Source organism: Pirellulales bacterium, assembly GCA_033762255.1.
Taxonomy (GTDB): Bacteria; Planctomycetota; Planctomycetia; order Pirellulales; family JALHPA01; genus JANRLT01.
Window position 1 is genome coordinate 17,494 of sequence record JANRLT010000061.1, and the last position, 12,824, is coordinate 30,317.

Consider the following 12,824-nt stretch of genomic DNA (forward strand, 5'->3'; position numbering starts at 1 on the left):
TTACCTATAAGAAATAGAAGAAAATGTTCGGGAATAATTGGGAGGCAGTTATTTATTGTGGCGGTGGAAAAGCCCCTCCGTCAAGCAATCATCCAGAAGTTGCCAAGAAAGTTCCGGGACCTAGCCCCCATCAATTGGCGATTAAAGCAAAAAAAGCCAAGAACCCCACAAAGGGATTCTTGGCTGTTACGCTGATAAAAAGCGGGCTAAACCACGCGGTCCGGGAACCGCGGAGAGGTGCTTTAGAACAAACCGCCACCGCCGGGGAAGGGACTGTTCCCTTGTTGACCATTCTGGGTTGCCCCGGTGGCACCGGCCACAAAGTTAAATGTTTGCACAAAAGGGACTAGCGAAAACAGCGGGGTCGCCGTGATCCGCACATACCGCCGATCGGCCGAAACAACCGCCTGGGCGTACATGTTTGTCCCTTCCGGCAGGGTGGTGATCACCGGTTGGTAGCCGACCGCTCCGCGGGCAAAGAACGGAAATGCCCCGCCATTGGCCAGTTGCTGGTTGGCGGCAAAGTTATTGAGCGCGGAGTTGGCGTTTTGAGCATTGCCAATTTGCTGGGCTAGCACCGCCTGGGCGACAGCCGCTTGTTGCTGGGCGGCGACGGCGACCTGGGTGTCGGCTAATTTTTCGAGACGGCGGCCAGCCTTGAGGTCATAGACCACCAGCACCGGCTGTTCGCCCACGGGGATCAACTGGGTTTCACGGGCTTCTTTGTCGGTGCCATAGTTGGAAATAACTTCGACGGAAACTTTACCGCTGGTAACCTGCCCCCAAACCCGCTTGAGCATGATACGATACGTACCAGCAAACCCGCGGGGGACGATGTAATCCTCAATGGAGGTCGCGGGGCCGTTTTTTCCGCGTTTGATAGCGGAACTATCACCCACCAATACCCCGCCCCCCAGGGAGCGCGGCTGACGGACAGAGCAGGACGTGCCGGCTGGTTCCTCGACGGTCAGGTCGATGTCGGCATCACCCGTCCAAGAGACCCGGACAATCAGATCCCGCTCGAGCGCGGCATGCAGGTCGGCCTGAAATTTTTCGGCCGCGGCGGTTTGACCCGACTTTTTCAGACTCTCGAGCGTGCTCACCGCCAGCCGCTGGGCCTGATTGGCCAGTTCGATTTGATCTGCGGTCCAACCTCGTTCCAGGAAACCCAAGGAGGTCCATTGCACAGCGGCTAAATCCTGGGTTTGTTCCGCGAGTACCAGACCTAATTGATAAGGTTCCACGCGGTTTGGCTCTAATTCGGTGACGCGGCGCAAGATTTTTAGCGCGCGGGGTTTGAGGCCCTCAATTTTGGCCATGTAAGACGCCGCATAGAGCAAGTCCGTGGTGGTCCGGGCATAATCGACCGAAGACATCAGCGCCCGTTCGACTTCGGCCAGGGGCTGATCGTCGGCGATCATTGCCAGACTGAGTCCTTCGTACATCCAGGGTTGTCCGTAGCCGTTTTTCAGCGCGGCCAGGATCATCGCCGCGGTCTCGGCGTATTTTTGTTCCTTCATCAATTGACGGGAAGTTTCCCGCACCTGTTGATCCTGTCGAAACGCGGCAATCAAGCGCTGGGGATCGTGCTCGGATTTTCCCTGAATGGCGGGAAGACCGGCAAAGTAGGCGTCCCAGGCATCCGCCACGGATTGACCCGCCCGGGGCGTGACAACAATCCGCTGCGCCGGTTGACGCAGTTGCTCGAGCGCGGGATGTTCTTGATCGACCAGGTCGATACCGCCATTGGGATTTGCCGCGGGCGTCACCAATGCCGCCGGAGCGGGAGCAGGCTTTACCGCCACGGGAGCGGCTGGTTTAAGTTGGAGTGTTTCCGGGACGGCCCAGGCCTGGAGGCCGGGTTGGCCCGCGGGCAAGGGGAGCGGATCGGCAATGTTAAAGAAGCCACCTTGCCCACCGCCGCCGCCGCCAAAGCCACCACCGCCAAAACCACCACCGCCACCGACCCCCGCGCCCCCCTGGCCGCCGGCAAACCCGCCGGGACCACCCTGGTTGCCGCCACCCAGGGAGAAAGGATTGATCCCCCCGCCGTTGGTAATGGGAATCACCAAGTCGGCGACGGGGTAAACTTTGACCACGAGGTCATTAGTGGCTTGATTTTTAGTGGTGATCAGCAAGACATCGTTTTTGACCAGATACGACAAATCATGGTCGTTTAGCACCAATCGCAAGGCGGACCGTAGTTTGATGCCGCTGATTTTCTTGTCAAATTTGGTGGACGTGTCAAAGTTTTCATCGTTGAGCGCCTTTTGATCGATTTGCACTTCGATTTTATGGCGGTCGCGAATGTAATCCTTGATTTCTTCCAGGGTGAACTGTTGAAAGTCAAAATCGGTGCTGTCATCGAGGGCTTTATTGATTTTTTCCTCGGCGCTGCCGGTCTCGCTAAGATCGACCGCGCGGTACTTGGCCCGGCGGGCCGTGATATCGCGCCAGAAATCGGCGTCAGGATAAACAATCGGCGGATCATCCGGAAATGGAATCGCGGACTTATCGACGGAGATCAGCGCGTCCATCATCGCCTGATTATGCGCGTTGCGAATGGCATGATACTGGGCCACCGCTCCCTGGATGTTGGCATAGCGAATCGCGTTGCTGGTGGTGGGGGATGGCTCAATTTCAAAGGCGACACGGGCCGCCTGCATCTCGGCATCGCGATAACGTCCTTCCGCCAACAGCACGTTGTACCGTTCGATCAGTTGCTTGACCCGGTTTTGCCGGGCGTAAATTTGGTCCAGGGCTTCCTTGCGTTCTTGGCTGGCGCGTTCGCGCTGCAGACGTTCGAGTTCTTGCGCGTCCCATTCGACCCCGCGGCTAGCGGCTTCGCGAATGGCCTTGGTCAATAACTCGCGCAGTTCGGAACGGGCGGCGGCGCGCAGGTCGGTCGTGGCGTCCACGCGTTCCAACAGCGCTTTGAGGTTGGATTCGGCCAGGTGGGGATCGCTGCCGATGAGTCCCCGGGCGGCTTGCAACCCTTGCAGTGTTTCGCCGCGCAGTTTTTGCTCGATCAAATCGAGGCGATTTTCGACATCACCGACAAAGCCCGTGGAGGCGGCCGGGTCGTTCGCGGGATTGCCACGCAAGATCAAGTCGCCGCTAGGGCCAATCGGAGGAGCGGGTTGGGGGGGTGGCGGAGCCAACGTACCCGCCGCGGGCGCGTCACCAGCGGGAAGTTGCGCCGCAACCGGACGAATGACACCCGCTCGATTCAGCGAGTGCTGAAAGGCCAGCGCGTTGACGTTTCCGGGGTCGCGGCGGAGGGCCTCATCGGCCAGCAGCTTTGCCTGGTCGTTCCGACCGGAATGCAACGCCTGGGCGCTCAGCTTTGACAAGGTTTCAGCCTGATTCTTGAGCATCCGGCCTGATTCTAACAAGCCAGCGCGACCCAGCAGAGGGAGGTCGCGACCGACTTCGGATTTGGCCAAGGTGACCAGTTCGGGCAGGAAGGATAACTCTTCGTTATTAACGCTGTCCGCCAGCGCCCATTTTAACTCGACGGGTTGGCCGCCCGAAACGGCTGTCACGGTCAAATCGGCGGGTTGGGATAATTTACCCTGGCCGATGACCACGGTATCACGGTCGTAACGCAACGGCGGCAGTTTGCGGGGGGAGATTTCCTCCAATCCCGCGGGCAAATTCACCGCGGTCGGCCACAAAACCGGTTGCCTGCTCGAATCTGCCAACAGTTGTCCGGCTTGTTGGGCGGTTAGCGTCTGGCCGTCGATCAGCAAGTTACCACCGGTTTGATTGGCCAAGACGGCTAAAAAAGCGTTGTGAGCGTCAGGGCCGATGGCATAGCTGGTGACACTGATCTGTGCATCGGCGGATTGTTCCACCAGTTGATTCAGGTCAGCGCCCCCCGTGCCGGCGTTATTGGCCCCGTCGCCGATATAGATGATACGCTTTGCGCCCGCGGCCGCGGATAGTTCCTTAACCGCCGCGCTCAGGCCGGTGTCCATGTCGGTGGTGCCCAGCGGCACGCGCTGACGCAGTTTGGCCGTGGCGGTTTTCCATTCGGCGCTCTGAGGCGCGATAAAGCCCGCGGTCAAGGGAATGGCTTGCAGGTCCAAGGCCATCAATTGCACGCGGTCGTTTTTGCCCAGTCCGGCGGCAAGTTGTTCCAGCGCGGCCAGGGCCTTGTCTCGATAAACGCCCGATTGACTAGCGGAGGTGTCAAACAACACCACCACATCATGGGCATCGGCCGGTGGAACGATGGTTTGCGGTTGCAGGCTGAGGGCAAAATAAGCTTTGCCGTCGGCGGCGGTGTAGCTTTCCAGTTGGCTGCCGGGCAAGGCCACGGCACTGGCCGCGCTGGCGGTCGGGGCCGCGCTGGTGGTCGGAGCAAGGGTGGGAGCTTTGATCCCCGGCGGGGCGGCAAAGACCTGTTGATACAACAATCCCTGGGTTGGGGCAAATGCCATCCCACCCAGGGCCATCGTTAGCGCGGGTGTTCCCAGCGCGAGTTTTCCCAAGACCAAATTCCAACGACGAGTTCGCATTGCGCTCTCCTAATGACGCAAAAAACTGAAGCGCGGGATTCCGTGTTCCGGTAGCGGAACCACCATCGCCTAGTATGGGTCAAATGTGATTAGTCAACCAACGATAAGCGGTATGATCATGTAGCCTTTTTATGATCCTGCGTTTATTTACCTAAACCCCCACAGGAAATAAACACGCACAACATGCCGGCAGGCTTTCCTTTTACGGCATCTTGATCATTGTTATCACCCTCAGGCGCAATTACAGCAATAGCCGGGAAAAAATTTGCAGCTCCCGCAAACTTGGGCCGTGCTTGCCATTCCGCTGGGCGGGATAACATTCTCTATCTTATTCGGCGACTTGGCCGCATGCTAGGAAAATCTGCCGATTTTCCGCTTTCCCGGAATGGCTTTTTGGCAAAAAAGCGGTTCCGGGGACGGGTTTTTCCGGGAAAATGCGTCCTAGGGACTGCATGACCCGGCAATGACAACCAAGCAGGACCATTTTTGAGGGGGTTTTTCCCCCGGCAGGGCCAAGCCAGTTTGGCGGTATCAAACGGTCATTTGACACGGATTGCCACTTTTTAGCACACGAGGCGAGCCGGAGAATTCCCGCATCTGTGACACAGAAAGTTGGCAAACTGGCCACACCTAAACAACCAAGCGGAAATCCCGGCTCGGACCGGACAAAAATACCGTGTTTTTTTGCTTAGGCAATTTTGGTGATGCCCGGCATCGCGATTTCGTGCGGGATACTGACATCTCCCCAGGAATATTCTTTAGGAGTCAGGTTCTCCTGGCTGTTAAGAGCTTCTTCCCAGGTGACTTTGCGTCCCGTGTAGGCGGACAGGCGGCCCATGATCGCCATTAATGTGCTTTGGCACATATATTGGCCATTATTGATCGTGTCGCCGGATTGCAGGGCCTGAAAGAGGGCGGCATGTTCGGCGCGGTACATATTTTCATTTTTGCCGGTAAATTTCCAAGGCTGTTCGCCGGTAATGGCGTGCTTCATGATATTGGCCGTCCCCTTGGAGCCATAAATCAGATCATTCACATCGACATGGCAGCCGTTTTGTTGGCGGCAATCGGAAAATAGCCGCATTCCGTTTTTATATTCAAAAACCGAGCTAAAGTGATCATAAATATGCCCAAAGCGCGGATCGGTGCGGGTTTGTCGCCCCCCCAGGCTGACACAACTGACGGGGGCTTCGTCGCCCAAGGCCCAGGCCCCTTTGTCCAGGCTATGAATGTGTTGTTCGGCAATGTGATCCCCGGAGAGCCAGGTGTAATAAAGCCAATTGCGCATTTGGTATTCCATTTCGCTCCACTTGGGATCACGGGGATGGTGCCATAATTCGCCCGTGAGATAAGTGACGTGGATTGCGCGAATGTCGCCAATGCGGCCGTCGTGAATTTCCCGCATGGTGGCAATTTTGGCCGGTTCATAGCGGTAGCATAATCCCGAGACGATATTCAGTTTTTTATCCTTGGCCGCGGCGCAACTAGCCAGAACCCGTCGCACACCGGCGGCATCCACGGCCACAGGTTTTTCACAAAAGACATGCTTTCCTGCCTGGACAGCGTACTCCAAATGCAATGGCCGAAAGTGCGGCGATGTGCAGAGCAGCACAATATCTATCCCGGAATCTATAACCTGCTTGTACGCGTCAAAACCCACAAATTGGCGATCCTTGGGGACATCGATGCGGTCCTGATACTCGCTGGCTTGCATCCCCGCGAGCGAACTTTCCAGCCGGTCGGCAAAGGTATCCCCCAGGGCGACAATTTGACAATTGGGATCGGCGCTTAGGGCGTCCATGGCCGCTCCGCTCCCCCGGCCCCCGCAACCCACTAGTCCAATCCGCAGCCGATCCGACCCGGCGGCATGCACGCCTCGGCCAATGGCTAGGGTCGCCGCGCCAGCCAAAGCTGTCGTCCCCAAAAATTGCCGCCGCGAAGGTAAAGCACCAGCATTTAACGTGAGCTTGGAATTGGCAACGGCGGATGTGTTGGTGTGCATAATAGTAAGAAGAAAAAAGCAGGAAAAGGTCTGGCGGAAATGGTAGCCGGAAATCCAGGATTTGCAAAGAATCAGCATTTAATATAGCGATTTATAATTAAGGTGCAAACATTTTCGGGATTATTCATACAGATTGCGATTTTGCTCATAAATGTTTGGTGCAAGATAACCAAGTAAGCGGGAGGAGTTGAGCAATTTCCAAGGACAACCCCTATCCCCCGCTGTTGTCCTTCAATATCGCCGATTTTCGCTGTGATAAAAGGACTCTGCCAAACCGATATCGCGCGGCGACGATAGCCTGGAGGCAATTTTTGTGCTGCGGAGCTGTTAAACGCCTTATACAATAGCCGCATGTCCGCCGTGACCGCCATCACCGAGATCCACCCCCCCGCCAGTCCCGCGTTGCACACGCTGGTCTGGGAAGAACTTTCGCGACGGGTGGATGCGTTTTGCGCCGCTTGGGAAAGCCCCGATCCCCCGCTGGATTTGCGGCCATTCTTGCCCGCCGAGGACCCCACCATTCGCCGGTTGGTGCTCATTGAGCTGATCAAAGTTGATCTCGAGTACCGCTGGGTGCGACATGACCTGCCTAAACATGTCGAAGAATACGGCGGCGATTTTCCCGAACTCTTGGAAAAAGGGGAATTTCCCGCGGACCTGATTTATGAGGAATTTCACCTCCGCTCCCAGACCCCCGCGCCGCCACCGGCGCAAGAATATTATCACCGCTTTCCGGGGCAAGAAGCGCTCTTACGCAAATTAATCGGTGGCGAGACTAATCAGACCATTTCTACCCTGGCCAGCGGCCGCCGCGACCCTAGGTTTGAGCCAGGCGAACAAATTGACGATTTTGACTTGTTGCTCAAACTGGGCCAGGGGGCCTTTGCCGGGGTCTATCTGGCCCGCCAGCGGTCGATGCAGCGGATTGTCGCCCTAAAAATTTCACAAGACAAGGGTACCGAATCCCAAACGCTGGCTCAGCTTGACCATCCCCATATTGTTCGTGTTTATGACCAACGGTTGATTCCCGAGCGGAAGCTGCGGCTCATGTACATGCAGCACATTCCCGGGGGAACGCTGCAACAAGTGGTCGAGCGGGTCAGATCCATCCCTCCCCACGAACGGACCGGTCGGCTACTGTTGGAATGCGTGGATGCGCAACTGCGCGACCGGGGCGAAGACATACCGCACGAATCAGGATTGCGTCAGCGCCTGGCCCGCATGTCGTGGCCGCAAGCGGTTTGCTGGATTGGTTCGCGGCTGGCGCAAGCGCTGGATTACGCCCATCAGCGGGGAGTCTTGCACCGCGATATTAAGCCCGCGAATGTGTTGGTGGCGGCGGATGGCTCTCCTCGCTTGGCGGATTTTAATGTTAGCTTTAGTTCCAAGGTGGCGGGTATCACCCCCGCCACGTTTTTTGGCGGTTCGCTGGCGTATATGTCGCCGGAACAATTGGAGGCGACCAATCCCCAGTCCGCGCGTCAACCGGAAGAACTGGACGGGCGGAGCGACATTTACTCCCTGGCAATTATGTTGTGGGAATTGCTGGCCGGGCAGCGCCCGTTTGCCGAACAGGCACTTTCCGGCAATTGGCAGGAACTGCTGTCGCAATTAACCGAAATGCGCCAGCGTGGCATCCCCCCCGAGCAATGGCGGCAATTGCCCGCTCCCCTGCCCGCGGGATTAGCCGAGCTGCTATCGCAGTGTCTGGCTCCGGCGGCCGATCAGCGTCCCGCCACCGCCGCCACCCTCGCCCGGGAACTCGAATTATGCCTGCAACCCGCGGCCCGCCAGTTGTTTCATCCCCGTACCACCGGCTGGCCAAATTTTGCCCAATGGGGGCGGAGCTATCCCCTTTTACTAGTGGTCTTGGCGGGTTTGATACCGAATGTGCTCCTGAGCGTGTTAAATATTATTTTTAACCTTGGCACTGTCGCCAGCAACTATCTGAGCTTTGCCGAATTTGCCCGGACTATCATCTATCCCGTGAACGGGTTGGCGTATCCCTGGGGGATTGGCCTGGGCTTGTGGCTGGTTTGGCCAGTTATCACCGCGGTCAGCCAGCGTCGACAAGTGGCATTTCGCCCTGTGGATGCGTTGACGCCGCCACTCGCTCCGTTTTTGCCCGCGCGCTGTCTAAATTTGGGCCTGTGGATCGCGCTGATAGTCTTTGCCCTGTGGTGCGTGTCGGGCGTGGCAATCCCTATTTTACTGAGCCGAGCCGTGGAAGCTCCCCAGGTGGTTCCCTGGTCCTCGCGCGGGTTGCTGTTTGGGTCGCAACTGTTGTTTGGCGCGATGTCCGCGACGCAGGTTTATTTTTTGTTGACGTGGCTCTGCCTGCGCAGCTTTTACCCGGTGCTGGTCCCGCCTGGGGGTGGAACACTCTCTGATCAAGAACATCTGCTGGCGACCGAACGCGTGGCCAGCAGAATGTTTTTTGTGACATTGGCCACGCCGTTTTTAGCACTTGCCTGCTTACCCCTGACAGGAACCCCCACCGATCAACATTTCACCGGCGTCTTTGTCGTCATCACGGTGTTTGGGTTTGTTAGCTTGGCGCTGAGTTATTTTTTTCAGCGCACCCTGCAACAAGACATTCAGGTTTTGTTGCAAACGCAAGCCCCCGGTGGCGGCTCCTCGTGGAGCGTGGGCCTGGGGGATTCATTTTTTACGGGATCGCGTTAGTGTCCCGGTTCTGGGCAATTGCAGCCCGTGGGGCCATGGATTACATCAGATTGGCAGGGATGAGGTATTTTTTCCACATGGGGTAAATTCGCCACGCGTCCTGTACTTATCCCCTTCGGCGGTGTTAATTCTGTAAAATTATTAATCTTTGCGATAGATAAGCTCAAGTTTTTTGACTCCAGGCCCGCTGCGCACTATTAATTTAATGGCGTTCGCCACAAAGACCGTCTTGTCTTGTCTGGCGGTTTTATTCAGTTTCCTGCCTGCCGCGCGGCTTAATATGCGCGCCAGGGGCATTCATCACGATTGATCCATGATAAAAAGTGTGACCTTGCCGGGACGTTTGTCAGGTTTTGGCTCTACTTCCGGGGGAATGTCGGGAGTAAAAAAACAAATCGACGCGCTGCTCGGTGCCCTGTATCCCACCGGTGCTTCACTAGAACGGCGGGCGGAAAAAAGAATGCCCTATCCCCACCTGGTTTATTTAACGCCGGTTGCCCCCGATGGCCACACCCCCGCTGGCGAAACACAAGTGGTCGCTGGCAAACACCTCAGCGAAAACGGTTTGGGCTTTTACCATCAGCAACCGCTGCACTATCGACGGATGATTGTCAGTCTGGATCAGGGAAATGGTCGTTGGTTAGGGGTGCTAATTGACCTGACTTGGTGCCGCTTTACCAAACAAGGTTGGTACGAAAGCGGAGGCCGGTTTTTACAGTTAGTACCCTCCCCAATTGACGAAACTCCGTTGTCTTCAGCCTCCCCGCAAATCGACACTAGTTTGGCGGTAGAGGAGTTCATGTCCATCTAAAGCAATGCCCGCAAATGGTCGGGATCGTCAGGATCGCAAGCCAACAAAAACTCGACAACTTCGTGTAATAATTCGGGTTTTTCCAGCAGTTTGAGGCACCAGACAAGCTGCTTACCCGCGGCAAAAAAAAGTTCATTGGCCGGGGCCGACCGCGGTACAGACGGCGGCCACGCTCCGGTGTGTCTGGGGGGTTTGGCCCGCATGATCGCTTTGTGCCCGATCTGATAGGCATAGCCGTAATGCCCCCGGGCCAAGCGATAATCCTTTTCGGCCAGGGCCAGATCTCCCAGCCGAAAATGCACGCCCATGTTGTCGGGGCAGCCATCTAGTAGCCAGCGTAATTCCTCGCGGGCGATTTCGATTTCGTCCGCCTCTAGCATCTCCTCCACATCAGCCAGATCCAGCTCGCGCTCTTGAACGCAACGAGGCTGGACAAACTCCCATGCGCCCGAGGAATTTCGCCGTAACGCGACCTGGTTGGCGGAATCACGACGATTTGCCGCGGCGGAGTCGGAGTCTTCCCGTGCTGGTCGGCGATCGTGGAATGGATATTTGCGTTTAGCCACAAGGGGACAACTTTTATTAATAAAGTAACCGAGGTCAAGTCGGCGCGCGGCCGTGATGAACTGCTGGCGGGATTCGGGCTGTTAACTTAGAATAACACCCCTGGCGAAGGTCGTCGAATGGAAATCTAGTCGCTAGAATCTCGGCGGCACTCCTACTTCCCGCGCGCAGGACGGTTGCCGTGAAAAAGTTATCCCCCGCCCCCCACCGCGAAACTTCCGTGCCGCTTTCCGCCAACTGGCTAAAGAACGTACGGCGGCGATTGCTGGACTGGTTTGAGGGGGCACAACGACCGCTTCCCTGGCGGAGCACGCGAGATCCCTACGCTATTTGGCTTAGCGAGATCATGCTGCAACAGACCACCGTGGCGACGGTTACTCCCGCGTATCGGCGGTTTTTAATCGCCTTTCCCACATTGGCCGACTTGGCCGCCGCTTCTGAATCCCAAGTGCTGCGGGCGTGGGAAGGGTTAGGCTATTATCGCCGTGCCAGGCAACTACACTCGGCCGCTCAAATCCTGATGCGCGATCATCAGGGGATATTTCCCCGTGACCCACGGCAGATCTTGGCATTGCCCGGCATCGGGCGTTACACCGCCGGAGCGATCGCCTCGATCGCCTTTGATTTGCCCGAACCCATTCTTGAAGCCAATACCTACCGTGTTTGGGCACGGCTACTAGGGGAAACTCGCCCCGTGCGTCATACCGCAACCCAGGCCCGCTTGTGGGAAGCGGCCGCAAAAATCCACTCCTCCCGAAAAACCGGAGCCGGACAGCTTAATCAGGCGCTTATGGAATTGGGTAGCCAAATCTGTCTGCCCAAGGTCCCGGGCTGCTTAATTTGTCCGGTACAGAGTCTGTGCGCGGCCTATCAGAGCGGCCAAGTAGCGCAGATCCCCGCGGCGGAAGCAGGTACCAACTGGACACTCCGCCATGAAGGGGCGGTGATCGTCAGCGAGGAGCGCGGCTTGCTCATGACGCAATACGCGGATGGAGTCCGCTGGGCGGGCTTGTGGGATGTGCCGCGGGTGGTATTTTCCACTGGAGAATCAATCCCCACGGAAATAGCGGTCCCCTGGGAAAAACCCTGGACAAACACTCTAAAGAAGATCCTCGCAACCAAAGTACCGGGACGCTGGCGGATTGGTCCATGGTTCCGGCGTTTTAAGCATACCGTCACACGCTATAAAATTACGCTGGATGTCTGGCAGGCCAACTGGCGGGGAAAAACAAGCCTTGGTCCAAAATCGTTTGATCCCCGCGAGTATCGCGATGTCCGCTGGGTGCCCTTGGACCAGTTAGCCGGTTTGCCGCTTTCAACGACGGGGCGCAAGATCGTGAATGAGTATTTGGGCGAGAATTAACATGTTTACGGCAATTTTTTGGTTTAATATCTTAATGCAGTCCAAGATTCCCGCGCGCTGATTGTATTCAACATTGTCAGTCGGGCAGGCCCATTGCCTGGCGATAGCAATAATCCAAAAGCAATTCCATCTCCAGACGCTGCGCTTGTTGACAGATCATGATCAGGGAGGAATGTTGATGGCGTTCGGCGTACTGGCATAAATCCACAAACTTCGCGGCCAACCATGCTGTTCCCATAGCCAGTTCCCGCAGTTGTGGTGGGGTCTGTCCCTGGCTAGCGGCCTGAAATAACGGCAACGCCCGCTGGCATAATAATGGGTGGATGGGGTGCGGACCGACCCGGTCAAACCAATATTTAGCGTTTCCGGGATCAGGTTCCCGCCGGTGCATAATTCCGTGCCAGTAACTTCCCGTGGGATTATTGAGGGATTGGCTAATTGTATGGGATTCTTCCAATCCGTCATAAAGCAGCAATAATCCCGCGAGAATACTCCGCGCAAACTCTTTTTGGACAATTGGTCGGGGAGCAAGTAATTCGGCCAGTTCCAGTCGGCCTAATTGTTCGCACGGCGTGGATTGCCGCTTACCCGGTCCCAGGTTGTTTAGACCCGCCTGTTCTACCCATTCCGCAAGCCGGGGAGATTGTAAATACTGATAAGCTGCCACGCGCTCTGAAGATGGTCGGTTTGTCACAATGTTGCCCGAAGATAATGTGACGTTTGTTTTACCGCGACACTACCACAGTATCGCATCAGGAGAGTAAATTTGGCAGGTGTGTCATATTAGGTTTTTGTGAAAAATTTGCTTTCAAATTTAGTTCAGGCATAAACGATTGGCGTTATCGATTAAAAAATATACAAATCACTGCCCGGAAA

At 56.4% G+C, this 12,824-nt stretch carries 7 protein-coding genes; 3 read left to right on the forward strand and 4 right to left on the reverse strand.

The genetic code is table 11. The features are described 5' to 3' along the window. Positions 1 to 242: 242 nt before the first annotated feature. Together SFX18_16760 and SFX18_16765 are read right to left on the reverse strand one after the other, a co-directional pair. The gene (locus SFX18_16760) at positions 243 to 4,523 is read right to left on the reverse strand and encodes a VWA domain-containing protein (GenBank protein ID MDX1964803.1); all 4,281 of its coding nucleotides are present in this window, start codon (positions 4,521 to 4,523) and stop codon (positions 243 to 245) included. Positions 4,524 to 5,211: 688 nt separating this feature from the next. Next, positions 5,212 to 6,525, reverse strand: coding sequence for a Gfo/Idh/MocA family oxidoreductase (locus tag SFX18_16765; protein MDX1964804.1), 1,314 nt, complete (start codon positions 6,523 to 6,525; stop codon positions 5,212 to 5,214). A 351-nt stretch (positions 6,526 to 6,876) separates the two neighbouring features. On the opposite strand from SFX18_16765, the gene SFX18_16770 reads away from it, so the two are divergent. Beyond that, positions 6,877 to 9,210, forward strand: a complete 2,334-nt coding sequence (locus SFX18_16770) for a serine/threonine-protein kinase (protein MDX1964805.1) — start codon at positions 6,877 to 6,879, stop codon at positions 9,208 to 9,210. Positions 9,211 to 9,523: 313 nt separating this feature from the next. Continuing rightward, positions 9,524 to 10,021 carry a hypothetical protein gene (locus SFX18_16775; protein MDX1964806.1) on the forward strand — a complete coding sequence of 166 codons (498 nt, stop codon included), beginning with the start codon at positions 9,524 to 9,526 and terminating at the stop codon, positions 10,019 to 10,021. On the opposite strand, the gene SFX18_16780 is transcribed toward SFX18_16775, so the two are convergent. Further along, entirely contained in the window at positions 10,018 to 10,587 is a 570-nt protein-coding gene (locus SFX18_16780) for a hypothetical protein (protein MDX1964807.1), read from the reverse strand. The genes SFX18_16775 and SFX18_16780 overlap by 4 nt on opposite strands. A gap of 179 nt (positions 10,588 to 10,766) precedes the next feature. Between SFX18_16780 and SFX18_16785 the strand changes: the two genes are divergently transcribed. Next, a complete protein-coding gene (locus SFX18_16785; GenBank protein ID MDX1964808.1) occupies positions 10,767 to 11,948 on the forward strand; it encodes an A/G-specific adenine glycosylase in 1,182 nt (393 codons plus the stop codon). Positions 11,949 to 12,024: 76 nt separating this feature from the next. On the opposite strand, the gene SFX18_16790 is transcribed toward SFX18_16785, so the two are convergent. Next, the gene (locus SFX18_16790; protein ID MDX1964809.1) at positions 12,025 to 12,642 is read right to left on the reverse strand and encodes a hypothetical protein; all 618 of its coding nucleotides are present in this window, start codon (positions 12,640 to 12,642) and stop codon (positions 12,025 to 12,027) included. Between the last annotated feature and the right edge of the window lie 182 nt (positions 12,643 to 12,824).

What these genes read in the sequence shown, in the direction of transcription:
- SFX18_16760 (MDX1964803.1), bottom strand. Translation starts at nt 4,523, where the DNA reads ATGCGAACTCGTCGTTGGAATTTGGTCTTGGGAAAACTCGCGCTGGGA.
- SFX18_16765 (MDX1964804.1), bottom strand. Translation starts at nt 6,525, where the DNA reads ATGCACACCAACACATCCGCCGTTGCCAATTCCAAGCTCACGTTAAAT.
- SFX18_16770 (MDX1964805.1), top strand. Translation starts at nt 6,877, where the DNA reads ATGTCCGCCGTGACCGCCATCACCGAGATCCACCCCCCCGCCAGTCCC.
- SFX18_16775 (MDX1964806.1), top strand. Translation starts at nt 9,524, where the DNA reads ATGATAAAAAGTGTGACCTTGCCGGGACGTTTGTCAGGTTTTGGCTCT.